Consider the following 24,303-nt stretch of genomic DNA (forward strand, 5'->3'; position numbering starts at 1 on the left):
TTCCTCTTTTAAATGATAACATAATTTTGTATTACTTGATATAATAGAAATTAATTGATAAAATCTAAATAGTTGATTCTTTAGGAGGAGATAATGATTGATGTTAATGATTTGAGACCTGGAGTTACTTTTGAACTTGATGGTGAAGTTTGGATTGTTATAAGTTTTTTACATGTCAAACCTGGAAAAGGCTCTGCTTTTGTAAGGACAAAAATTAGAAATATAGAAACAGGAAATGTAATTGAAAGAACTTTCAGAGCAGGGGAAAAAGTGAAAGAGGCATATGTAGAAAGAAAAGAGTTTCAATATATGTATAATGATGGAACTATGTATTATTTCATGGATAACAAAACATATGAGCAGATTGAACTTCCTGAAGAATTTATTGGTGATGAAAAATATTATTTAAAAGAAGGAATGAGTATTCAAGTTTTGTATTATAAAGATAGAGCAATAGGTATTGAACTTCCTAATTATGTTGATCTTGAAGTTGTTGAGACAGAGCCAGGGTTTAAAGGAGATACAGCACAAGGAGGAAGTAAACCAGCAGTTTTAGAAACTGGACTCAAGATTCAAGTTCCACTTTTTATAGAAAAAGGTGAAATAATTAGAGTTGATACAAGAACCGGAGAATATCTTGAAAGGGTAGGTAAAAAAGAATGAGAGAAAATTTAGTTATGAGTGATTATGCAATTGAACATCTCATAGAAGGTGTAATAAGAGAATTTAGAGAAGTAGAGGGTATTGGTTCAGATTTTGCAAAAGAGTTAATTGACCTATTTGATGGAGATGAAGCAAAAAAGGGAATTAAAATAAAAAGAGAAAATGAGTCTTTAACTATTGATATTCTTTTAAGAGTTTTTTATCTTGTTGATCTTATAGAACTCTCCAAAAATTTAAGAAAAAGAATTAAAGAAACTTTAGAAAAATTTACTCCTTATAAAATTAAAGAAATAAATTTTTATTATATAGATGTTAAAGATAGAAATGAGGGTTAGGGAAATAGCAAGAGAGAAGGCCCTTCAACTTTTGTATCAAAGGGATATAACTTCTTTTGATATAGATAAAATAATTGAAAAGTTTGAATTTAATGATACCCCAGAAGAAAGCATAATTTATGCAGTTGAACTTTTTAAAGGAGTTGTTGAAAATTTAGATTATATTGATAAAGTTATTCAGGAGTTTTTGCAAAATTGGGAATGGGAAAGAGTTTTAACAATAGATAAAAATATTTTAAGAATTGGGACCTTTGAACTTTTATTTAAAAAAGATGTTCCAACTGGAGCGGTTATTGATCAAGCAGTAAGAATTGCAAAAAAATACGGAGGTTATGACGATTCTTATAAATTTATAAATGGAATTTTAGGTAGAATTGCAGAGAGGTATAGAGGTGAAAAAGAGGCTTGAAGCAAAAGTTTATGGCATAGTTCAAGGAGTTGGATTTAGATTTTATATCCACTATTATGCAAAAAAATATGATATAAAGGGTTTCGTGAAAAACAATATTGATGGAACTGTCACTTTTGTAGGAGAAGGAGAAGAAGAAGATTTAAATAAAATTTTGGAACACCTAAAAACTGGTCCAACTGGTGCATCTGTTTCAAATCTTGAATATAAATTTCTTGAGCCAACAGGAGAATTTAAAAATTTTGTTATAAAATGAAAATATGAAAGAAATTTTTTTATCTTTTCTTAAAGAAAAATCTGAAATTATTGAAAAAGAGATAGATAATATTCTAAATGAGTATAAAACTTCCCCAATTTATCCTGCTCTTACTTACTCAATTAAAAGTGGAGGAAAAAGATTAAGGCCAACTCTTCTCCTTGCATCTTATTCATCATTTAAAGAAGACGAAGATAAGGCACTAAATTTTGCTATTGCAATTGAATTTATACACACATATTCTTTAATTCATGATGATCTTCCACCAATTGATAATGCAGAAACAAGAAGAGGAAAGCCATCTCTTCACAAAGTTTTTGGAGAAGATATTGCAATTCTTGCTGGAGATGCATTTTTAACTCTTGCATTTGAAATTATGTCAAGAGAAAGAAATTTTAAGGAAGAGTTAGTTCTTAAATCTATTTATGAAATATCTAATGCAAGTGGAATAAATGGCATGGTTGGTGGTCAAGTTATGGATGTGATGACTTCTCCAGATGAGGCAAATGAAGAACTTCTATATTATATTCACTCTAAAAAAACTGGTTCTTTAATTAAAGCATCTCTTAAAGTAGGTGCATTGTTAAGTGGAACTCAAGAAGATAACATAAAAATAATTGAAGAGTTTGGAGAAAAAGTTGGCCTTTCATATCAGATTCTTGATGATATTGAGGATGCAAAAAAAGAGAGTGAGGATGAAAATAGAGTTACATTTCCAAAATATTTTGGTTTAGAAAAATCAAAAGAGATTGCAAAAACTTATTTAGATGAGAGTTTAAAAATTTTAGAGAGCATCAATTTAAGAAATGATATTTTAAAATCTTTTGTTTTTTATCTAAAATCATGGCTCTCATAGACAAAATAAATTTACCAGATGATGTTAAAAAGTTAAATTTTGATGAGTTAAAAATTCTTTCACATGAAATAAGAGATTTAATAAAAGAAGTTGTTGGAAAAAATGGAGGGCATCTCTCTTCAAACTTAGGAACAGTTGAACTTATTATTTCACTTCTTTATGTATTCAATCCACCAAAAGATAAAATAATCTTTGATGTAGGCCATCAATGTTATGCGTATAAAATTTTAACTGGTAGAAAGAATACTTTCCAATTTTTAAGAAAAAGTGAGGGACTCTCAGGATATCCATCTCCAAAAGAGAGTGAATATGACACATTTTTTGTTGGCCACGCTTCTAACTCTCTTTCACTTTCTTTAGGTTTAGCAACTGCAAGAGATCTTAATAATGAAAGTTTCAAAATAGTTAATATAATTGGAGATGGTGCTTTAACTGGTGGCGAAATATGGGAAGCACTAAATAATCTTGGTCAATCTAAAAAAGATATTTTGATTGTCTTAAATGATAATGGTATGTCAATATCGAAAAATGTTGGCGCTCTCTCTTCATATTTTTCAAAATTAAGAGCACGTAAGTTTTATAGAGAATCAGTTAATAAATTAAATGAAATTTTAAAGAAAAGGGGAAAATTTGGAGAAAATTTAATTAATTTAATTAATAAATTGAAACTTATTGTAAAAGAGGCAATAATCCCAGGAATTATTTTTGAAGAGTTAGGAATAATGTATTTTGGACCCTTTGATGGCCATAATATTCCACTTCTTATTGATGTGTTCAGTAAACTAAAAGATATAAAAACTCCAAGAATTGTTCATATAATAACAAAAAAGGGTAAGGGGATTGATTTTGCAGAAGAAGAACCAGATATCTACCACTCTTCACATCCTTTTTTAGTCTCGTCAAAAAAAGAAGTCTCTTTCTCGCAAATTTTTGGAGATGAAATTGTAAAGATTGGAGAGAAAAATGATAATGTTGTTACAATTACTGCTGCTATGGAGATAGGAACAGGTTTAAAAAAATTTAAAGAACGATTTCCAGATCGTTTTTTTGATGTTGGAATTGCTGAAGAACATGCTGTTTCTTTTGCAGGAGGACTTGCAAAAGGAGGGCTTCTTCCTTTTGTTGCAATATATTCAACATTTTTACAAAGAGCAATTGATCAAATTCTACTTGATATATCCCTTCAAAAAGTTAAAGTTAACTTTGCTGTTGATAGGGCTGGACTTGTCCCAGAAGATGGTGAAACACATCAGGGAATTTTTGATATAGGCTATTTCTCTTTTTCAGATGATTTTGTAATTATGGCACCAAAAGATGGAGATGAGTTAAGAGAGATGCTCAATTTCTCTATTTATGAAAAGAGACCTTGTGTAATAAGATATCCAAAAGACTCATCAGAAAATTTAAATATAAAAAGTAAAATTATCCCATATGAACCAGAGGTTCTTCTTGAGGGAGACGATGCACTTATAATCTCTCTTGGAAAAGCAAGTTTTTATGCCTATAATGCTTCATTAGAGTTAAAAAATTATGATATCTATCCATTTGTTCTCAATTTGAGATTTGCAAATCCAATTCCAATATTTACAGTATTAAAATATGCTGAAAAAATAAAGAAAGTTTTAATTATTGAAGAACACTTCTATTTAAATGGCGTTGGATCAAAAATTATTCCAAAACTTCAAAAGATAAACGATATAAAAACAGTTCACCTTGCAATAACTGAAACATTTCCACCAATTGGAACAAGAGAAGAACTTCTTAAAAGATATAAACTTGATAAAGATAGTATAAAGGAGGTGCTATTAAATTTAATTGGAAAGAAAATTAAGGCTTGATAAAATTCTTTTGGAAAGAGGTTTTTTTGAATCTCGATCAAAAGCACAGGAAGCAATAAAAAGGGGTTATATTATTGTGAATGGAAAAAAAGTAAATAAAAGTGGCATTTATGTTAGTGATGATGCACATATTATTGTTATTCAAGATCTTCCTTTTGTATCTAGGGGTGGAGAAAAATTAAAAGAAATAATTGAAAGATTCAACATAGATATCAATGAAAAAGTTTGTATTGATATTGGTTCAAGTACAGGTGGATTTACTCAGGTACTACTAAAATATGGTGCTAAAAGAGTTTATGCAGTTGATATTGGAGAAGGACTTCTTCATGAGAGTTTAAGAAAAGACAATAGAGTTATTGTAAAAGAAGGAGTTAATGCAAGATATTTAAATGAAAGTGATATACCTGAAAAAGTTGATTTAATTTCTCAAGACATATCCTTTATATCTTCTAAAATTATAATTTCAAATTGTAAAAAACTACTAAAAGATGGTGGAGAATATATTGTTCTTATTAAGCCTCAATTTGAGGTAGGGAAGGGTAAAATAAATAGAGGAGTAATTAAAAATTTTGATATTCATAGGGAAGTTTTAATTGAATTTTTAGAATTTATAAAAAAAGAAGAATTTAGTCCTGTTGGACTAATTCCATCACCTATAAAAGGAGGGGATGGGAATATTGAATATCTATTATATATGATTAAAATTAAACCACCTTTTGATTTTAAAGTGGATTCATTAGTTAATAAATCAATTGAGGAGGCAAAAGAAAGATTTTATGAGAATAGGAATAATTTATAAAGAAATAGAAGAGGCAAAAAATTTATCCAAAATTGTTATGGAATATTTAAAAGAAAAAAAGGTTGATGTTTTTTATATTGACAATGAAAAAGATTTATCAAACACAATTATTTTATCTTTTGGTGGAGATGGAACTCTTCTTAAAGCATTTCAATATGCCTATAAATTCGATTCACCAATTTTAGGAATAAACCTTGGAGGTTTAGGTTTTTTAACAGATATTGAAAAGGAGGATGTTTTTGATGCATTAGAAAAGTTAATAAATGGAAAATTCAGAATTGAAAAAAGAAGAGTTTTAGAATGTGAAATAATAAGAGAAGGGAAATCTTTTGGAAAATATTTTGCTTTTAATGATTTTGTTATTTCAAAAGAAACACTTTCTCAAATAATAACAATTGAAATCTTTATAGATGGAGTATCAGTTTTTAAAATGAAGGGTGATGGTGTTATTGTTTCAACTCCAAATGGTTCAACCGCATACTCTCTTTCTGCTGGTGGACCAATTGTCTCACCAAAATGTGATGCTTATCTTTTAACAACTCTATGTTCTCATAAATTAACAGCAAGACCAGTTGTTTTGTCAAGAGAAGAGAAACTCTCATTAAAAATAATAGATGAAGATAGTAAAGTTTTTTTTATAGAAGATGGAATTAAAAGAGAAGATTTAATCAAAAATGATCACCTAATTTTTAAATTAAGTGATAGAGATGCAAAATTAATAAGACTTAAAGAGAAAAATTTTTATCTTGTTGTAAATTCAAAATTCAATTGGGGTACTTAAAATATGGAACTTTGGGAGAAGTGGTTTAAAGATTCACTCTCTCAATTAAATTTAAATATTGATGATGATAAATTTGAAAAATTTAAAACTTATCTTGATTTAATTATTTTTTACAATAAAAAGTTTAATTTAACAGGAGAAAAAACAAAAGAAGATATTGCAATTAAGCAATTTGTTGACTCTTTAATTCCAATAGTTTATGAAAATGAAAATAAGAAGAACTTTAAAAAAATTGTTGATATAGGTACTGGTGCAGGAATTCCAGGAATTCCAATTAAAATATATTTTGAAGATATTACTCTATATTTAATTGAATCAAATAAAAAAAGATGTTCTTTTTTAAACGAATTAATTAGAACTCTTTCATTAAAAAATGTTTTTTTGCTAGAAGGAAGAGCAGAAGAAATAATTAAAAAAGAGGGATTAAGGGATATTTTAAGGGAAAAATTTGATTCTGTATTTTCAAGATGGGTTTTAAAGATTCCTGGAATATTTGAGTTAGTAGCTCCTTATGTTACCCTTCAAGGAAAAATTTTCTTGTGGAAAGGAGTAGATGAGATCGAATTAATTATGAAAAACACCCCATTTTTACAAGAATTAGGAGTTGATATTGAGAATATTTTTAAATATGAACTTCCATATTATAGAAGTGAAAGAGTTCTACTTGTTTTAAAAAAAATAAGAATAACTCCTGAAAAATATCCAAGAAGTTTTAAAAGAATAAGAAGTTTATAATATTATTTTATTTTATTTTATCAATAAAATAAACCGATAATATAATAATTGCACCACCAATTAAAGTGTTTATATTTATTGATTCATTTAAAAAAATTACTCCATAAATAACACTAAACACCGGAACTAAATAACCAACAAAAGATGTTTTTGATGCACCAAATTTTCTTATTGAATTTAAAAAGAAAGTATAAGCAAAAGATTGTAAAACTATTCCAACATAAAAAAGAGATAAAATAGAAGAAATTTTTATTTGGTCTAAAGTGACTTTTGTTGAAAAAGAATAAGGCAATGAAAATAAAAAACTAATAAATACAAGATAAAAACATGATAAAAGGACTGAATATTTTAAACTAATTTTCTTTAAAAGAATAACTCCAAGGCCATAAAATAAAGATGCAAGAATAATTAAAATTAATCCTATAAAAACAAATTTGTCACTGTGAATTATTTCTTTTAAGAATATAATTAAAACACCAGAAAATCCAAGCATAATAAAAAAAAGTTTAATAAAATTAAATTTTTCATCTTTTAGGAAAATATGAGCAAAAATAAAAGTAAATATTGGGGATGAAGATAAAATAAGAGAAGTAATTCCACTTGCTACATATTTTTCACCTGTTGATATTAAAATTTGTGGAAGATAAACATCAATTAATGATATAAAAGAGATAAAAATATAAGTTTTCAAATCTAATTTAACATTTTCTTTTTTAATTTTTAAATAAATAAAAAGAGTTATTGTCGCAATTAAAAATCTAAAGGATGTAAAAATTGAAGGTGGAATAGAAGAAACTCCAATTTTTATAAACATAAAATCACTTCCCCAAAGTGCTGCTAGAAATAAAATAGAAGGTAAATAATTTTTATTCATATTAAAACATGATAATCTTAAATATGATATGAGTCAAGTTGAAATAAAGATACTTGGTGAAGATGGAATTTTAGTAAGATTTGAAGAGAGAATTGATATAAATATAAATTTAAAAGTTCAAAAATTAAAAGAGTTTTTATTGAATAAGGATATTAAAGGAATAAAAGAGTTAATTCCATCATATAGATCACTTTTTATTTTATATGATCCATTTAAAATATCATTTTCAGAACTAAAAGAGGAAATTTTAAAATTTAAATATAAAAAGGAGTTTTTCTTTATAAAAAGAAAAAAGATTTTTGAAATTCCAGCATATTTTGGAAGTGATTTTGGGGTTGATTTACCTTATGTTGCAAGGTATCACAATTTGAGCGAGGAGGAAGTTATAAAAATTTTGCATAATAAAATTTATTATGTTTATATGTATGGATTTTTACCAGGATTTATCTATTTAGGAGGTTTACCAAAAATTTTACACACACCAAGATTAGAATCTCCAAGAGTTTCTATTCCAAAAGGAAGTATTGGAATTGGGGGAGAACAACTTGGAATTTATGGAGTAAGATCACCTGGTGGGTTTAGAATTGTTGGATTAACTTATTTTAGTTTAATTGATATAAGTAATGACATAAAGAGTTTTATAAAAGAAGGAGATTTTATAAGATTCAAAAAAATTTCAAAGGATGATTTTTTAAAAAATTATAAAGAAGAGATTAGATTTATATGATAAAAGTTTTAGATGAAGGTTTTTATACAACAGTTCAAGATTTAGGTAGGGAGGGTTTTTTAAGATTCGGGATAACAACATCTGGTGCTATGGATGATTATTCTTTCAGAATAGGAAATATTTTTCTTAATAATCCATTAAACTCTCCTCAAATTGAAATAACTCTTAAAGGTCCTACTCTTGAATTTTTATGTGACAAAATAATTTTTTTAATTGGTGGAGAAATTGATGCTTATTTAAATGATGAAAAAATTGAAAATTTAAAACCATATTTTGTAAAAAGTGGTTCAATTTTAAAACTTGATAGTATTAAAAAAGGTTTTAGAACATATCTTATTATTCAAGGAGGAATTCAAATTGAAGAATTTTTAGGAAGTGCTTCATTTGATAGATTTTTACATAAAGGAATTAAATTAAAAAGAGGTGATACTTTAAAAGTTTCTAATCGTTTAGATTTAACTGTTTTAAAAAAAGAATTTCCAAAAGAATTTAAATTAGATTTTGAAAAAGAAGAGATAAAATTTATTTTAGGTCCAGATGAAGAGAGATTAGAATTGGGAGAGATTGAAAAATTTATGAAGAATTATTACATAGTATCAGAAAAATCAGATAGAGTAGCAATAAGATTGGAAGGTGATGAGTTAAAATTTAAAAAAGGAAAAGAAACAATTATTTCTGAAGGAGTAAATTTAGGAACAATTCAAATTCCACAGAATGGAAAACCGATAATTTTAATGAAAGATAGACCAACAACAGGAGGATATGTAAAAATGGGCAATGTTATAAGAAGTGATATTCCTATTTTAGCCCAAAAAAGATTTGGCGAAAAAATTAAGTTTAAAAAAGTTTCTTTAGAAGAAGCGACATCTTTGTATATTCAAATGGAGAAAATCATTGAAAATTTTAAAATTTTAAATCAAAAAATAAAAAAGTATTTTATTATATTTAAAAATAAAAAATTTATAGCAAAAGTTGAGGAGATTTATGATGAAAAAGATTTTAATAAATATTGATTGTGGAGAAAGTTTTGGTATTTATAAGAAAGATGAAGAAGAATTAATAAAAAATGCTGATCTTATAAATGTTGCTTGTGGTTTTCATGCAGGAGACCCAGACACAATAAGAGAAACAATTAAAATTGCTAAAAAGTATGATGTTTTAGTTGGTGCTCATCCATCTTATCCTGATCTTGTTGGTTTTGGGAGAAGAAGCATAAAGATGACTCCGCAAGAGATTGAAAATATTATTCTTTATCAAATTGGTGCTCTCTACTCTTTTTTAAAGGCTGAGAGTTTAAATTTGAATCATGTTAAACCGCATGGAGCACTCTTTAATGATTCAGTTAAAGAAGAGAAAATAGCAGAAGCAATTGGTAAAGCCATTTCTCTTTTTGATAAAAACTTATATTTAATTGGTTTATCTACTTCAAAGCAAATAGAAGTTTGGGAGATGATGGATCTTAAAGTTTTAAATGAAGTCTATATTGATAGAGCATATAATGATGACGGAACACTTATTCCAAGAAGCGAGCCAAATTCAGTTATAACAGACCTTAATTTAATAGAAGATAGATTAAAAAATATATTAGATTCACAAGAAATTATTACAATCAACAAAAGAAGAGTTAAACTTAAAATTGACACAATTTGTGTTCACTCAGATACACCAAATTCTATTGAGATTTTAAAGTTATTAAGAAAATATTTATGATAGTTTTTCAGCAACCAATAATCTTATATATCCACTTCCTAAAATATATTCATTTAAAACTTTAAATCCAAAATTTTCAACAAACTTTGAAAAATCTAATTTTATAAACTCCTTTGCAAGTTCACATTCAATTTTATTAAAGAATATTTTTATTAAAAAATTTGCTCTTTCTAAATTAAATTCTGAATAATCAAGAACATTTAAATATCCCCCTTTTCTTAAAACTTTATTAGCATTTCTTAAAATTTTTTCTTTATCATAGTTCTCAAAACCATGAAGGACAAATGAAATAAAAACATGATCAAACTCTTCTTTGAATGGAAGATCTTCATCAATTCTTAATTTAATTACTTCAAAATTCTTAAATTTCTTCTCTCTTTTCTTTGCTTGAATTAACATATCATCTGATATATCTAAACCAACAACCTTTCCATTAAAATTTATTCTCTTTAAAATTAATATATCGTTTAATCCTGGTCCACATCCAAAATCAATTATTTTATCACCACTTTTTAAATCCATTAAATTGATAGCGCTTTTCACTAATTTTTGATAGAATCCAAAAGTAATGAAATTTAATAAAAATGTATAATACCTTGCAAAGAAACCCTCAATTAAAATTTTACTTCTTTTGTTTACCATTATTTAAAGTATATCACTGATTTTAATCTATTCATATTAAATAAATGTTATAATAGATTAAAATGGATTTACATAGTTTAAATAAACTTGAATATTTTAAAATTATTGAGATATTAAAAGGATATACCTACACCTCAATGGGTAGGGATTTGATTTCTAATCTTTTACCCTCAAATGATCCTCAAGTCATTGAAAAGAGTTTAACTGAAGTTGAAGAGGCAAAAAGGTTTCTTGAAAATGAAGGAAATTTACCCTTCTCTTCTTTTGAAGAAATTGATGATGTTTTGAAAAAAGCAAAAGTTAGGTCAATTTTGAATGGAAAAGAGTTAAATAGATTAAAAATTGATTTAATTTTGTTTAATGAAATTAAAGATGAAATTGAGAGAAAAAAAGAAAAATATTTGAATCTTTTCAATTTAGCAAAAGAGATTAAAAAGGATACAAAGGTTTTTTATGAAATAGATAGATGCATTGATGAAGAAGGCGAAGTAAAAGATGATGCATCACCTGAACTCAAATCAATAAGAAGAAGAATTAAAGATTTAAGAGAAAGAATTGTTCAAAAATTAGAGGATCTTTTTTCACTATCTGTGTATAGAAACATGATAGCAGAACAAATTGTAACTGTAAGAAATGGAAGATATGTAATCCCAATAAAAAAGGAATTTTTAAACTATTTCCCATCAGTTGTACAAGACACATCTGGCTCTGGAAGGACAATTTTTGTTGAACCACAATTTATTGTCCCTAAAAATAATGAATTAATTGAGTTAATTGGAAAAGAAGAAGAGGAGATAAAAAGAATACTTACAGATCTTACAGTTATTGTTTATGAAAATTTTGAAATGATTGAAAAAAATCTTTGCACTTTAGGTAAACTTGATTTTATTTTTGCTAAAGCTCATTATGCATTGGATTTGAAATCTACAAAACCTACTATTATAAATGAAAAAAGGATAAAAATTGTTAATGGAAGACATCCTCTTTTAAAAGGAGAAGTTGTTCCAATTTCTCTTGAAATTGGAAAAGATTATAGAATTTTAATTATAACAGGACCAAATACGGGTGGAAAAACAGTAACTTTAAAAACAATTGGTCTTTTTCAAGCATTAACTCAATCTGGAATTCATGTCCCAAGCGATGATTATGAAACTTATATTTTTGATAACATATTTGCTGATATTGGAGAAGAGCAAAGTATTGAACAGAGTTTATCAACATTCTCATCTCATATGAAACAAATTGTTAATATTTTGAATAATGCAACTTGCGAGTCGCTCATTCTTCTTGATGAACTTGGAGCAGGAACAGATCCTGAAGAAGGAGCAAGTTTAGCACAAGCAATAACTGAATATATATATAATTTAGGTTCAATATGTGCGATAGCAACACATTATCCGAGGTTAAAAGAATATGCATATAAAACTCAAGGTGTAGAAAATTGTAGCGTTGGTTTTGATATAGAAACATTAAAGCCAACTTATAAACTTTTTATTGGAGTTCCTGGAGAAAGCCATGCTCTAACAATTGCTTCATCTCTTGGTTTAAAAGAAGAGATTATAAATAAAGCAAGAGAACTTCTTGGAGAAGAGCATATTACAAAAGAATTTATTATAAATAAAATGAAAACAGATCAAACCGCAATTGAAAAGGATAGAGAGATAATCGAAGAGGAGAAAAAGAAAATTATAAAAGAGAGAGAAGAATTAGAACTTCTTCTTCAAGAACTTGAACTTAAAAGAAAAGAGTATTCAATTTTAGCAAAAAAAGAAATGCAAAAAATACTTGAAGAAACAAAAAAGAAAATGGAGGAAATACTTGAATCTCTTCCTAAAGAGAGAAAAGAGGTTTTGGAGAAGAAAAAAGAACTTGAAAAAGAGATTGAGAAAATAAATGAAGAAATAGAGGAGGAAGAGTTAGGAAAAGAGTTTGTTCCTTTTGAAGAAATTGAGGAAGGAGATCTTGTTTTTATTGATAAATTTGGGAAACAAGGTATTGTTTTAAAAAAAGATAGTGAAGATAAAAAAGTAGTTATTCAAATTGGCACAATGAGAGTTGTTTTACCATATACCGAGATTACAAAAAAACTCAATGGAAATTTTGAAATAGATAAAGAGAAAAAAGAGGGAGAAGTGTTAATATCCCAAGGAGAAATGCCACCTATGAAGATTGAACTTCATGGAAAAACAGTTGATGAAGCTTTATCAAAACTTGATAAATATCTTGATAGTGTTGCACTTACATCTTACCCATTTATTTATATTTATCATGGAGTTGGATCAGGAATATTAAAAAGAGCAATTCATGAATTTTTAAAAAATCATCCTCATGTAGAAAGATTTACACTTGACCCTGAAAATGTTGGCGTTACAATTGTATTTCTCAAATAGGTTAAAATGGTGCCTGACACCTTTGTAACATGTTAAAAAAGAATTTTGGAATTAATGTTTTTGAACTCTTTTAAAACACTTTTAATTTTAAGCCTTAATTCAATTAAATAATCTTCTTGATCACTTTTCAAGAAATTATTATATAAACCAAGTTTATATGCTATATTTTTTAATTTTTTCATATATTTAAAATAACTCAATTTGTCAAAATATATCTCTCTTGTTCCAGTTTCATTTATAGATTTAACGATTTTATATATACTTTCATAACTATCAGATATTTTTGGCAAAATTGGTCCAAAAAATGCATATGTTTTTATGTTATTTTTATTTAAAATTTCAAGCGCACTTAATCTCTTATATGTTTCTGAGGATCCTTTTTCAAAAATTCTTCTAAATTTTTCATCTAATATAGTTATAGTGAAACCTACAGTAACATCTTTCAAATTTTTAATTATATCAAGATCTCTTAAAACAAGGTCTTTTTTTGTTTGAATCGTAATCCCAAACTTTTTATCAAAAAGTGAATTTTCTTCATTTAAAAAAACTTTCAAAATTTCTCTTGTTAATTTATATTTTTCTTCAACAGATTGATATGGATCTGTCATTGATGAAATATAGATTTCTATATTATCTTTATTTCTAATCTCTTTCTTTAAATTTTCTACTATATTTAACCTAACATCAACAAAATTATCCCAAGATTCATCCTTATGATGCCATTTTTGCATTATAAAAGAGGCATAACAATAAAGACAACCATTTAGGCATCCAAGATATGGATTTATACAATATTCAGAAATTTTAGATTTTTGAAGGGATTTTTTAATTTTTATCTCCTCAATTTTAATCATTCTTTTAAAATTTCAAAAAATAGTTTAGCATTTTTAAGCATTGAGTGGTCGTTATTGAAATAAGCGTAAACCTTTTTAGGGTTCTTGTTTTTAATAATATCTCCAATCTCTTTTAACTCATCTTTACAATATTCATACTGATACCAAGCCTCTCTTCCATGAAATCTTAAATATATCCTTTCTTTTATATTAAAAATCATTTTTTGGAAATCTGGTGAATCAATAGAAGATATAAGTAAAGAATTTTTATTTCCAAAATCTTCAAGTTCCATATCAAACCATTTTTTATTCCTAAATTCAATAACAATCCTTTCTTTATCAAAACCTTCAAAAAATTTTAAAATTTTTTCATAATTTTCAGGACCAAATGAAGGTGGAAGTTGGAAAAGATAAAAATCGATTAAATTATCCATTGGTTTAAAAAGTTCAAGAAATTTTTTGAAACTCTCTTTTGCCTCTTCATTTAATTTAAATTTATGAGTAATTAATCTATGAACCTTTATACTCCATCTTAAAGAGGTACCTTTTTTTGCCCAACTTTTTATTTGATTTTCAAAAGGAAATCTATAAAAAGATGCGTTTAGTTCAACACTATTTAAACCACTATTTTCAATATACCAATCAAAATTTCCCTTTTCATTCCATGAATACATCCATCCTGATGTTCCAACAAAAATTTCCATATTAACTTTACCTCAAATTAATTATAAACTCATTAATTGATATAATGGAATTATAAATTTTTAAATTTTGGAGGTTTTCAATGAGTGAGTTTTATAAAGGTTTTTATGAGAGAAAAGAGATTTTGAAAGATATTATAAGAAGAATACATAAAGGAGAAGATCCTGAAAAGGTAAAAAGTGAATTTAGTGAGTTACTTAAAGAGGTACAACCTGATGAAATCGCAAAAATTGAAGAGGAGTTAATTAGAGAGGGAATGGATAGGAATGAAATTCAAAAACTTTGTGAAGTCCATCTTCTTATTTTTAAAGAGAGTTTAAACAAAAAAGAGGAGATAGATAAAGGTAATCCAATTAATATTTTAATGAAAGAACATGAATTAATGTTAAAAATGGGAGATGAATTGACCAAATTATTCAATTTAGTCAAAGATGAATTAAGTTTTAAAGAAAATGAAGGGAAAATCAGTGAGATAATTAAAAATTTTAAAGATTCAGAGAGTCACTATTTAAGAGAAGAAAATGCTCTTTTTCCAACACTTGAAAAATATGGTGTTGTTGAACCACCAAAAATTATGTGGATGGAACATGACAAAATAAGAGAGATAAAAAAGAGTTTATTTGAAAGTTATGAAAAATTAAAAGAAAACTTCAAGAACGATGTTTTGATTAAAATAAAATCAATTTCTTTAGAACTTTTTAACTTTATAAATTCTCACTTTTTCAAAGAAAACAACATACTATTTCCAACAGCAAATAAACTTTTTAAAAAAGAAGACTTTTTGAAAGTAAAAAAGGATTTTGACGAAATTGGATATCCAACATTTTTACCAGATGAATTTAAAGAAAAAATTTCAATTGAGATAAAAGAAGAAAAAGCGGCTGGTGGGGAAATTGAACTTCCAACTGGATCATTTAGTTTAGATGAACTTGAGTCAATTTTAAACACTCTTCCGGTAGATATAACTTTTGTTGATAAAAATGATAAAGTTAAATATTTTAGTATGACAAAAGATAGAATTTTTGTTAGAACTAAAGCAGTTTTAGGAAGGAGCGTCCAAAATTGTCATCCACAAAAAAGTGTTCATATTGTAAATAAAATACTCGAGGAATTTAAAAAAGGAACAAGAGACTCAGCAGAATTTTGGATAAATTTAAATGGAAGATTAATATATATAAGATATTTTGCTGTAAGAAAAAATGGTGAATATTTAGGAACAATTGAAGTAACTCAAGATATAACAGATATAAAGAAAATTGAAGGTGAAAAGCGCCTTTTAGATTGGGAATAAATTTAGGAGATGAAAATGGAGAAATTTTTTGATTTTAAAGGCTACAAAATTTTTTACCATTCAAATGGAGTTGGAGAGAAAGGGAAAATTTTTATTGTTCATGGATTAGGAGAGCACATTGGAAGATATGAAAGAATAGAAAAAATTTTAGTTGAAAATGGGTATATGGTAGAAGGTGTTGATTTAATTGGACATGGGAAAAGTAGTGGCAAGAGAGGAGATATTCCTAATTTTGAAACTCTTTTTGAAATTTTTGATGAAGCCATAAAATTTAATAAGATTGAACCCACCTTTCTTTTAGGACATAGTTTAGGTGGTTTAATTGGAATGAGATTTCTACAAGAAAGAGAGGGTTTATTTAAAAAGGCAGTTATATCAAGTGGAGTTTTTAATATAGATTTAAATGAACTTCCAAAAGGATTAATAAGTCTTGCAAAATTTCTCTACAAAATTTATCCAAAATTTACATTTTCAAATAGAATAAACCCAGAGGATCTTTCAAGAAATGATGAAGAGGTAAAAAAATACATCCAAGACCCTCTCGTACACAATAGAATTTCAGTAAGACTATTTTTTGAAATTTATAAAAATACAAAATTAGCATTAGAAAAAGAAACAAAAACACCAATTCTTATTCTTTATGGAAAATATGATAAAGTCGTTCCACCGATTTCTTCAAAACTTCTATATGATTCAATTAAAGGAGAAAAGACAATAAAAGAGTATCCAATGAAACATGAACTTTTTAATGATCCAGAGGGTGATATTGTTATAAATGATATTTTAGAATTTTTGAAATCTTAAATTAATCTACAGTTTCTTGTGAAATAAGATTTACTCCTAAATTTAAGACATTTTCCAAAATAATTTCACCCTTTTTAACTTTTTTTGTTATTTTTATCTTTTTTATCTCTTTTAAAACTTTAAAAATTGCCTCTTTTGGAATTTCAGAATTAAGCCTTACTGCAACTCTTCTTTTAGAAAGACCATCTGCCTTTAAAGTTGTTGTTAAGATTCTTTTTGGATTTTTAATTTCTTGAAATGCATAGTTAAGTCCTCTTTTACATTTATAATTTGTAATTTTCTCGGCATCAATTAAAATTTTGCAACCAATTGGACAAATAATACAAGTTATTTCTTTCATATAACTTCGAGAATTACTTTGTCTTTCTCAATTAAGTTTGGCTTAAATGAAATTTCTTGAATTTCAGCAGGGTAAATTGCTTTTAATTTTTTATTTAATATCACCCTTTTACCCTCTCTTAAAACGATTTCTTTATCAAAGATTGGTTTTTTAACTCTAAAGTAAATTTTTACATCTTTATCATCCTTTTCAATTATTTGTGGAACATAATTTTTTATTAAATCACAACTTAAAATTTTTATCATAGATATATTTTTATTTTTATTTTTTAATATATAATCTAAAACTTTTAATGATGAAATCATTGCTCTATCTACAAGATCAAAAATAAAAACTGAATTTCCTATAACAAATGTGTTTTTTATGTTTGTCATAAAATATTGATTAACAAAAGGACCTAGTGTTTTTTTATCAATTAAAATTTTGTTTCTTAATATATCAATTTCAGGTATTAAACCAACAGAAAGAAGAAGAGTATCTACTTTAAACTCTTTTAATTCACCTTTTGGTTTTAAATTCTCATCAACTTCAGAAACATAAATTTTTCTTAATCTATCACCACCTTCAACCCTTGTAATCGTGTGAGATAGATATAGTGGTATATCAAAATCTTCTAAACATTGTCTGATGTTTCTTGGAAGTCCACCATAAAATGGCATAATTTCAAAAACTCCAATAACCTTCATTCCTTCAAGAGTTAATCTTCTTGCCATAATTAAACCTATATCACCTGAACCAAGAATTGCAATTTTATTTCCAGTTTTTAATCCTAAAATATTTGTTATGTATTGTGCAAACCCTGCTGTAAAAATTCCTGAAGGCCTATCTCCTTCAATAAAAATAGCACCTCTATTCCTTTCTCTTGCTCCCAATGCAAATGCGAAATATTTTGCATTAACTTCTATTATTCCTTTTGGAGAATAAAAATAGAGTTTATCATTTTCAAAACCAGAACACATTGAATTTGTAAATATTTCTATATTTAAATTTAGTATCTCTTTTTTTAACTCCTCAATTAATTCTGGACCTGTTAGATCCCTTTTATAAATTTGTGTACCAAAACCCGTATGAATACATTGTTTTAATATTCCACCAATTTTCTCCTCTCTATCAAAAATAAAAACATTTAACCCTTTCTTTTTTGCTTCTTTTGCTAAAAAAAGTCCTGCTGGTCCACCACCCACTATTGCTAAGTCTATATTATTCAATTTCACCATAAACAATTAAACCATTCTTTCCCTTCTTTTTAATTTCTTCAAATGGAGTTCCATTAAACTCATTTAAAATTTTTAAAATTCTAATCATACAAAAAGAACCCTGGCACCTTCCTGAAGTAACTCTTAATCTTCTTTTTAATCCATCAATATTTTTTGGAGTTGGGAAAGTTTTAAGGGTATGGAGAATTTCTCCTTTAGAAACAAATTCACATCTACAAATAATTTCTCCAAAAGATGGATCCTTCTTAATTAATTTATCAATTTCTTCTTTTGAAAGATTTTTTAATGAGATATCTTTATCAAGAAAATCAATAAAATTTTCTTTTTCCTTAAGATTAATTCTGTCTTTAATTAAAGAAACAACATATTTTGCAATGGCAGGTGATGCAGTAAGACCAGGGGAGTCGATTCCTTGGACATGTAAAATATTTGTACCCTCTTCAAATTCAATTATAAAATCTCTCCTTTTTGATGATGCTCTAACTCCTGCAAAATCTCTTATTATAAAAGGAGAGAAATCAAAATCAATAAATTTACTAACTTTTTCCAAAATTTCTTCTCTTTCATTTAAATAAGATGATGTATCATATGATTTCACAATGCGAGATGTTGGTCCTAAAAGGATATTACCATGAGTAGTTGGAGTTATTGAAACTCCCTTTCCTTTATCAGTTGGTACTCCAAATATAGGTCGATTAACTAATCCTTTTAAATTTTTATCTGTTATTATGTACTGTCCTCTTCTTGGAAAAATTGAATCTTCTTTTAAAAATTTTTTTCCAAAAAAACCAAGAGAATTTATAAATATTTTTGTTTTAAACTCACCTTTGTCAGTAATTACTAAAATAGTATCTTTATCTTGAACTAAATTTTTTATTTCACAAGAAAGCAAAACCTCTCCTCCATTAATAAAACCAGATCTTATAAGTTTTATTGTTGCTAAAAATGGATCAATTATTCCAGCATCTAAAGAAAATAGCCCTTTTGTATAAATCTCTTTTAAATTTGGTTCTAACCTCTTTATTTCACTTTTATCTATAATTTCAACATTTATTTTATTTTTAATCCCTCTTTCATATAATTCTTCTAAAATTTTTTCCTCTTCATTATTATAAGCAAGAACCAAAACTCCATTAAATTCTGAATCTATATTTAGTTTTTCTGTAAGATCTCTCCAAAGTTTTTTACCTTCACTGTTTAATAGCGCTTTTAAGGTTCCAGGAATTGGATCATATCCTCCATGAATTATTCCTGTATTTGCAATTGTTGAGCCAAAAGATGCAACATCATCCTCTTTTTCTATTAAAAGAAGAGTTATCTTAAATCTTGATAATTCTCTAAAAATATTTGCTCCAACAACTCCTCCCCCTCCAACAATCACATCATAATTTTTCTCCAACCCAAACTCCTCTTAACAGCCTCTTTCCAAATTTTATATTTTTTTTCTCTTAATTTTTCATCAATTTGAGAAGTGAAAATTTTTTCTATTCTTTCAAAATCTTTTAGATTTTCAAATTTAATTATTCCTAAGCCAAGAGATGCAAGAAGAAATGTTCCAAAAGCAGTTGTTTCTAAAATTTTTGGTCTTTCCACTTTTATTCCTAAAAAATCAGATTGAATTTGTAAAAGAAGATCATTCATTGCCGCACCGCCATCAACTCTTAAAACCTTTATCTTTTTTTGAGTTTCATTCTCCATAACTTCTATAACATCTCTTGTTTGAAATGCAATTGCTTCAAGTGCTGCTCTTGCAATATGAGATTTGTTTGTTTTTCTTGTAATTCCAATTATAAGACCTCCTGCATACATATCCCAATATGGGGTTCCTAAACCGACAAATGCTGGAACAATATAAACTCCCTCGCTATCCTGAACCTCTTTTGCAAGTTTTTCAATTTCATTTGAATTATTTATTATATTTATTCCATCTCTTAACCATTGAACAAGAGCACCAGCAATAAAAATTGAACCCTCAAGAGCAAAGGTCACATTTCCATTAATTCCCCATGCAATTGTTGTTAAAAGGCCATTCTTAGAAAGAACCTTCTCTTTTCCAGTATTTAAAAGAATAAAGCATCCTGTTCCATATGTATTTTTAACCATACCCTCTTCAATACATAATTCTCCAAAAAGCGAACCTTGTTGATCACCAACAATTCCAGTAATTGGAATTTCGCTTCCAAAATAGTCTTTATGAACTTTTCCAAAGAGAGATGAAGAATCTTTGACTTGAGGCAAAATGTGCTCTGGAATAGAAAAATTTTTTAAAATATCTTTATCCCATTCTAGATTATTTATATTAAACATCATAGTTCTACTTGCGTTGGAGTAATCTGTAAAAAATGATTCACCTTTTGTTAATCTGTATAGAAGATATGTATCTACTGTTCCAAAAAGAACTTCTCCATTTAAAACTCTTTTTTTAATATCTTCTCTTTCTCTTAAAAGATAAACAACTTTTGTTAAAGAAAAATAAGGATCAATAACAAGTCCTGTTTTTTTATGAATCTCTTCATTAAGATCCTCTTTTTTTATCTCTTCACAAATTTCTGCACTTCTTCTACATTGCCATACTATTGCATTATATACAGGCTTTCCACTTTCTTTCTCAAAAAGAATTGTTGTTTCTCTTTGATTTGTAATACCAATTGTTAATATATCCTTTGGTTCCAAATTAAGCGCATTAAGAGAATTTTTTATTGTTTTAAGTGCTGAATCGAAAATCTCCTCTGGATTATGTTCAACCCAACCTGGTTTTGGATAAATTTGAGTTATTTCCATTTTTTCAACATGTTCAATTTCTCCAGAATCATTAAAAATAATGGCTCTTGTACTTGTTGTTCCTTGATCAATTACAAGAACATATTTTTTCTTCATATTTCCTCCATAAAATTAATTATAGTAATTTTATTTTTAAATTTTAAAGTGATATAATAATTTAAGATTTTAGAGTATAAGAGAAAAACTTAGTCTAAATGTGGCTTTTATATTTTTAAAATAAATGGAGGTTAAGAGAAGTGAGTGATCTTTTTGAAGTAAGGATTCATGGTAGGGCTGGTCAGGGAGCAAAAACAGGGGGCCAAATTTTAGCATATGCTGCATTTTTTGAAGGTAAAACAGTTCAAGCATTCCCTGAATACGGCTCAGAAAGAAGGGGTGCACCAACAGTTGCTTACACAAGAATTTCTACAAAAGAGATTAGAAGTCATGAACCAATTCTTGAACCAGATGCTGTTATTGTTCTTGATGAGACTTATATTTACACTCTTCCAGTTACAAAAGGGTTAAAAGAGAATGGCGTTTTAATCATCAACACAACAAAGACAAGTGATGAGGTAAGAAAAGTAACAAAATTTAATGGGAAAATTTTTACGGTTGATGCAACTGGAATTTCTCTTTCAACTGTAGGCAGAGATGCTCCTAACATTCCTACACTTGGTGCTCTTGTTAAAGTTACAGATATTCTCTCACTTGATTCACTTAAAAAGGCAATTGAAGAAATGTTTTTAAAGAAACTTGGTGAAAATCTTACAAAGAGAAACATTGATGCTCTTATGAAAGGTTATGAGGAGGTAAAATAATGAATAAAGTTAATAAAGTAAGAATAGGTGCAACTTGGAAAGAACTTCCTATTGGCGGAACACTTCCTGCTGCCACATCTCTTGATTATAAAACTGGTGCATGGCGTAGTTTTGTTCCAAAATTTAACCCAAATGAGTGTACACATTGTATGATTTGTGTTCACTATTGCCCTGTTATGGCTATTCCTACAGAAATTAATGAAAATGGAGTTAAGGGTTTTAAGGATAGAATTTATAAAGGAGTTGTAAGACTTGAGACAAATTTAGATTATTGTACAGGATGCGGAATATGTGCTGAAGAGTGTCCAACTGGGGCTATTAAGATGGAAAGAGAAACATGGGAGGTGAAATAATGGGAGTAACTGTAAAATCAAAAAAGATACCTTTAACTGGTGCAGAGGCGGTTGCAGAAGCAATGAGACAGATAAAACCAGATGTAGTTGCAGCATATCCAATAACTCCCCAAACACCAATTGTTGAAATTTTCTCAAAATTTGCTGCAGATGGAATAGTCGATACTGAAGTTGTAACTCCTGAATCTGAACACTCTGCAATTTCAATTGTTACTGCAGCATCAGCAGCAGGGGCAAGAGCGATGTCTGCTTCAGCATCTCAAGGACTTGCTTTAATGGTTGAAGTTTTGCCTGCAACAAGTGGACTTAGACTTCCAGTTGTTATGGCCATTGCAAATAGGGCTCTTTCTGCACCAATAAACATACATTGTGATCATTCAGATATGATGGCAGTAAGAGATTTAGGATGGATACAGATTTTTTCTGAAAATGCCCAAGAAGCATATGAAAATATGTTTCTTGCAGTAAAACTTTCAGAGCATCCAGATGTTTTACTTCCAGTAATGGTGGGTCTTGATGGATTTATAATAAGCCATGGAGTTGAGGTTGTTGAAATATATGATGATGAGATAATGCACTCTTTTGTCGGTGATAGAAAGCCACATCTCTCTCTTTTTGATTTTGAAAATCCAATAACAATCGGACCTCTTGAGTTGCCAGATTTTTATTTTGAAACAAAAAGGCAAGAGCAAGAAGCAATGAAAAATGCACTCAAAATTTATATTGAAATTGGAAAAGAACTTTCAAAAATTACTGGAAAAGAATACAAATATTTTGAGAGTTATAAACTTGAAGATGCAGAAGTTGCTATTATTGTGATGGGTTCTACTGCTGGAACTGCAAAAGATGCTGTTGATGAATTAAGAAATGAAGGAAAGAAAGTTGGATTACTTAAACCAAAACTTTTTAGACCATTTCCATATGATGAAATAAGAGATGCACTTAAACATCTTAAAGGAATTGGTGTTTTAGATAGAGCATACTCTTTTGGTGCATATGCTCCCCTATATAGTGATATAAGAAATGCTCTTTATGATCTTGAAAAAAGAATACCAGTGCAAAGTTATATTTATGGACTTGGTGGAAGAGATATATTTAAGTATCAGATAAAGAGTGTATTTAATGAACTTCTTGACGGTAAATTTTCTAAAGAAGAGAAATGTATTGGTTTAAGAGAGTGAGGTGAAAGATATGGAAATAAAATCTATAAGAGATTTAGCAGAACTTCAAACCAAAACTGGTTTGAAGTTTGTGTCTGGTCATAGAATGTGTGCGGGTTGTGGAATCGCAACAATTTTAAGAACCGTACTTTCTGCATCTACAAAACCAGTAGTTGTTGTTAATGCAACTGGTTGTCTTGAAGTTGTATCAACAATATATCCTTATACTGCATGGAATACTCCATGGCTTCATGTTACTTTTGTAAATGCAGCATCAAGTGCTTCTGGTGTTGAAACTGCATATAGGGCTTTAAAGAAAAAAGGATTAATAAAAGAGGAAGTCAATATTGTTGCAATTGGTGGTGATGGTGGAACATACGATATTGGAATTCAAGCACTTTCTGGTGCACTTGAAAGGTGGCATAACTTTCTATATATATGCTATAACAATGAAGGTTATATGAATACAGGACATCAAAGAAGTGGTGCAACTCCATTTGGTGCATCAACTACAACTCAACCTGCAGGTAAGGTATCTATTGGAAAAATTCAGTGGAGGAAAGATTTAGTAAAAATTGTTCAAGGACATAATATTCCATATGTTGCACAATCAAATGTCTATAATACAATTGATATGTTCAAAAAAGCAAGTAAAGCGTTTGAAATAGAAGGACCAAAATTTTTAAATATTCTTATGCCTTGCACAACAAACTGGGGATTTCCAGAAAGTATGACCATGAAAATTAGTAGATTAGCCACAGAAACAAATTATTGGCCACTATTTGAAATTGAAAATGGAATCTTAACTGTAAATTATAAACCAAAAGAGAGAAAACCAATTGAGGAATTCTTAAAACTTCAAGGAAGATTCAAGCACCTCTTTACTCAAGAAAATAGACATGTAATTGAGGAGATGCAAAAAAGGATTGATGAAGATTTCGAAAATCTTTTGAAACTTGAAAAAGTAACCCACGAAGAAGGAGTAAGAATATAATTTAAATTTTTGC

27 protein-coding genes are annotated in these 24,303 nt (G+C 27.8%); 19 read left to right on the forward strand and 8 right to left on the reverse strand.

What is annotated here, in order from left to right; translation table 11 throughout:
* The first annotated feature begins 93 nt into the window (after window positions 1-93).
* The 9 genes from efp to rsmG are packed head-to-tail and all read left to right on the forward strand — an operon-like array spanning window position 94 to window position 6,672.
* The gene (gene efp, locus QMD25_02760) at window positions 94-663 is read left to right on the forward strand and encodes an elongation factor P (GenBank protein ID MDI6860922.1); all 570 of its coding nucleotides are present in this window, start codon (window positions 94-96) and stop codon (window positions 661-663) included.
* Window positions 660-998: an Asp23/Gls24 family envelope stress response protein gene (locus QMD25_02765; protein ID MDI6860923.1), complete on the forward strand. Its 339-nt coding sequence runs from the start codon at window positions 660-662 to the stop codon at window positions 996-998. Before efp ends, QMD25_02765 begins: the two co-directional genes overlap by 4 nt.
* The gene (gene nusB / locus QMD25_02770; GenBank protein ID MDI6860924.1) at window positions 988-1,407 is read left to right on the forward strand and encodes a transcription antitermination factor NusB; all 420 of its coding nucleotides are present in this window, start codon (window positions 988-990) and stop codon (window positions 1,405-1,407) included. Before QMD25_02765 ends, nusB begins: the two co-directional genes overlap by 11 nt.
* Window positions 1,391-1,663, forward strand: a complete 273-nt coding sequence (locus QMD25_02775) for an acylphosphatase (GenBank protein ID MDI6860925.1) — start codon at window positions 1,391-1,393, stop codon at window positions 1,661-1,663. The genes nusB and QMD25_02775 overlap by 17 nt, the downstream gene beginning before the upstream one ends.
* 4 nt (window positions 1,664-1,667) lie before the next feature.
* Window positions 1,668-2,519, forward strand: a complete 852-nt coding sequence (locus tag QMD25_02780) for a polyprenyl synthetase family protein (protein ID MDI6860926.1) — start codon at window positions 1,668-1,670, stop codon at window positions 2,517-2,519.
* Window positions 2,507-4,357, forward strand: a complete 1,851-nt coding sequence (gene dxs / locus QMD25_02785) for a 1-deoxy-D-xylulose-5-phosphate synthase (protein ID MDI6860927.1) — start codon at window positions 2,507-2,509, stop codon at window positions 4,355-4,357. The genes QMD25_02780 and dxs overlap by 13 nt, the downstream gene beginning before the upstream one ends.
* A complete protein-coding gene (locus tag QMD25_02790) occupies window positions 4,335-5,156 on the forward strand; it encodes a TlyA family RNA methyltransferase (protein MDI6860928.1) in 822 nt (273 codons plus the stop codon). The genes dxs and QMD25_02790 overlap by 23 nt, the downstream gene beginning before the upstream one ends.
* The gene (locus QMD25_02795) at window positions 5,134-5,937 is read left to right on the forward strand and encodes an NAD(+)/NADH kinase (protein MDI6860929.1); all 804 of its coding nucleotides are present in this window, start codon (window positions 5,134-5,136) and stop codon (window positions 5,935-5,937) included. The genes QMD25_02790 and QMD25_02795 overlap by 23 nt, the downstream gene beginning before the upstream one ends.
* A gap of 3 nt (window positions 5,938-5,940) precedes the next feature.
* A complete protein-coding gene (rsmG, locus tag QMD25_02800; GenBank protein MDI6860930.1) occupies window positions 5,941-6,672 on the forward strand; it encodes a 16S rRNA (guanine(527)-N(7))-methyltransferase RsmG in 732 nt (243 codons plus the stop codon).
* A 7-nt stretch (window positions 6,673-6,679) separates the two neighbouring features.
* Here rsmG and QMD25_02805 read toward each other — a convergent pair whose 3' ends face one another.
* A complete protein-coding gene (locus tag QMD25_02805) occupies window positions 6,680-7,546 on the reverse strand; it encodes a DMT family transporter (GenBank protein MDI6860931.1) in 867 nt (288 codons plus the stop codon).
* 28 nt (window positions 7,547-7,574) lie between these two features.
* Here QMD25_02805 and pxpB point away from each other — a divergent pair, with 28 nt between their 5' ends.
* From pxpB to QMD25_02820, 3 genes are read left to right on the forward strand one after another with little or no spacing between them, the layout of a single operon-like run.
* The gene (pxpB, locus tag QMD25_02810; protein MDI6860932.1) at window positions 7,575-8,273 is read left to right on the forward strand and encodes a 5-oxoprolinase subunit PxpB; all 699 of its coding nucleotides are present in this window, start codon (window positions 7,575-7,577) and stop codon (window positions 8,271-8,273) included.
* Window positions 8,270-9,286, forward strand: coding sequence for a biotin-dependent carboxyltransferase family protein (locus QMD25_02815; GenBank protein ID MDI6860933.1), 1,017 nt, complete (start codon window positions 8,270-8,272; stop codon window positions 9,284-9,286). Before pxpB ends, QMD25_02815 begins: the two co-directional genes overlap by 4 nt.
* Window positions 9,261-9,983: a 5-oxoprolinase subunit PxpA gene (locus QMD25_02820; protein ID MDI6860934.1), complete on the forward strand. Its 723-nt coding sequence runs from the start codon at window positions 9,261-9,263 to the stop codon at window positions 9,981-9,983. Before QMD25_02815 ends, QMD25_02820 begins: the two co-directional genes overlap by 26 nt.
* Here the strand turns inward: QMD25_02820 and QMD25_02825 are convergent.
* The gene (locus QMD25_02825; protein ID MDI6860935.1) at window positions 9,978-10,625 is read right to left on the reverse strand and encodes a class I SAM-dependent methyltransferase; all 648 of its coding nucleotides are present in this window, start codon (window positions 10,623-10,625) and stop codon (window positions 9,978-9,980) included. The genes QMD25_02820 and QMD25_02825 overlap by 6 nt on opposite strands.
* Window positions 10,626-10,687: 62 nt before the next feature.
* Between QMD25_02825 and QMD25_02830 the strand changes: the two genes are divergently transcribed.
* Window positions 10,688-13,015, forward strand: a complete 2,328-nt coding sequence (locus QMD25_02830) for an endonuclease MutS2 (GenBank protein MDI6860936.1) — start codon at window positions 10,688-10,690, stop codon at window positions 13,013-13,015.
* A gap of 32 nt (window positions 13,016-13,047) precedes the next feature.
* Here QMD25_02830 and QMD25_02835 read toward each other — a convergent pair whose 3' ends face one another.
* Together QMD25_02835 and QMD25_02840 are read right to left on the reverse strand one after the other, a co-directional pair.
* Window positions 13,048-13,869: a radical SAM protein gene (locus QMD25_02835; protein ID MDI6860937.1), complete on the reverse strand. Its 822-nt coding sequence runs from the start codon at window positions 13,867-13,869 to the stop codon at window positions 13,048-13,050.
* Window positions 13,866-14,552: a DUF72 domain-containing protein gene (locus tag QMD25_02840; GenBank protein ID MDI6860938.1), complete on the reverse strand. Its 687-nt coding sequence runs from the start codon at window positions 14,550-14,552 to the stop codon at window positions 13,866-13,868. Before QMD25_02840 ends, QMD25_02835 begins: the two co-directional genes overlap by 4 nt.
* A gap of 80 nt (window positions 14,553-14,632) precedes the next feature.
* Between QMD25_02840 and QMD25_02845 the strand changes: the two genes are divergently transcribed.
* Both QMD25_02845 and QMD25_02850 read left to right on the forward strand, forming a co-directional pair.
* On the forward strand, window positions 14,633-15,841 hold the full coding sequence (locus QMD25_02845) for a DUF438 domain-containing protein (protein MDI6860939.1): 1,209 nt from the start codon (window positions 14,633-14,635) through the stop codon (window positions 15,839-15,841).
* A 15-nt stretch (window positions 15,842-15,856) separates the two neighbouring features.
* Complete coding sequence (locus tag QMD25_02850) at window positions 15,857-16,645, forward strand: lysophospholipase (GenBank protein ID MDI6860940.1); 789 nt, start codon at window positions 15,857-15,859, stop codon at window positions 16,643-16,645.
* A gap of 1 nt (window position 16,646) precedes the next feature.
* On the opposite strand, the gene QMD25_02855 is transcribed toward QMD25_02850, so the two are convergent.
* Genes QMD25_02855 through glpK form a run of 4 tightly spaced genes read right to left on the reverse strand, consistent with a single transcriptional unit; the run spans window position 16,647 to window position 21,079 of the window.
* Window positions 16,647-16,985 (reverse strand): DUF1667 domain-containing protein, encoded by a 339-nt coding sequence (locus tag QMD25_02855; GenBank protein MDI6860941.1) that lies wholly within the window; start codon window positions 16,983-16,985, stop codon window positions 16,647-16,649.
* Window positions 16,982-18,193 carry an FAD-dependent oxidoreductase gene (locus QMD25_02860; protein ID MDI6860942.1) on the reverse strand — a complete coding sequence of 404 codons (1,212 nt, stop codon included), beginning with the start codon at window positions 18,191-18,193 and terminating at the stop codon, window positions 16,982-16,984. The genes QMD25_02855 and QMD25_02860 overlap by 4 nt, the downstream gene beginning before the upstream one ends.
* Window positions 18,186-19,601, reverse strand: coding sequence for an NAD(P)/FAD-dependent oxidoreductase (locus tag QMD25_02865; GenBank protein ID MDI6860943.1), 1,416 nt, complete (start codon window positions 19,599-19,601; stop codon window positions 18,186-18,188). The genes QMD25_02860 and QMD25_02865 overlap by 8 nt, the downstream gene beginning before the upstream one ends.
* The gene (gene glpK, locus QMD25_02870) at window positions 19,580-21,079 is read right to left on the reverse strand and encodes a glycerol kinase GlpK (protein ID MDI6860944.1); all 1,500 of its coding nucleotides are present in this window, start codon (window positions 21,077-21,079) and stop codon (window positions 19,580-19,582) included. The genes QMD25_02865 and glpK overlap by 22 nt, the downstream gene beginning before the upstream one ends.
* A gap of 140 nt (window positions 21,080-21,219) precedes the next feature.
* Between glpK and QMD25_02875 the strand changes: the two genes are divergently transcribed.
* Genes QMD25_02875 through QMD25_02890 form a run of 4 tightly spaced genes read left to right on the forward strand, consistent with a single transcriptional unit; the run spans window position 21,220 to window position 24,290 of the window.
* A complete protein-coding gene (locus QMD25_02875) occupies window positions 21,220-21,783 on the forward strand; it encodes a 2-oxoacid:acceptor oxidoreductase family protein (GenBank protein ID MDI6860945.1) in 564 nt (187 codons plus the stop codon).
* Complete coding sequence (locus QMD25_02880) at window positions 21,783-22,136, forward strand: 4Fe-4S binding protein (GenBank protein MDI6860946.1); 354 nt, start codon at window positions 21,783-21,785, stop codon at window positions 22,134-22,136. Before QMD25_02875 ends, QMD25_02880 begins: the two co-directional genes overlap by 1 nt.
* Complete coding sequence (gene porA, locus QMD25_02885; protein MDI6860947.1) at window positions 22,136-23,317, forward strand: pyruvate ferredoxin oxidoreductase; 1,182 nt, start codon at window positions 22,136-22,138, stop codon at window positions 23,315-23,317. Before QMD25_02880 ends, porA begins: the two co-directional genes overlap by 1 nt.
* A gap of 10 nt (window positions 23,318-23,327) precedes the next feature.
* Window positions 23,328-24,290: a thiamine pyrophosphate-dependent enzyme gene (locus tag QMD25_02890; protein MDI6860948.1), complete on the forward strand. Its 963-nt coding sequence runs from the start codon at window positions 23,328-23,330 to the stop codon at window positions 24,288-24,290.
* Window positions 24,291-24,303: the final 13 nt, after the last annotated feature.

Source organism: Caldisericia bacterium (genome assembly GCA_030018355.1).
Classification (GTDB): Bacteria; Caldisericota; Caldisericia; order B22-G15; family B22-G15; genus JAAYUH01.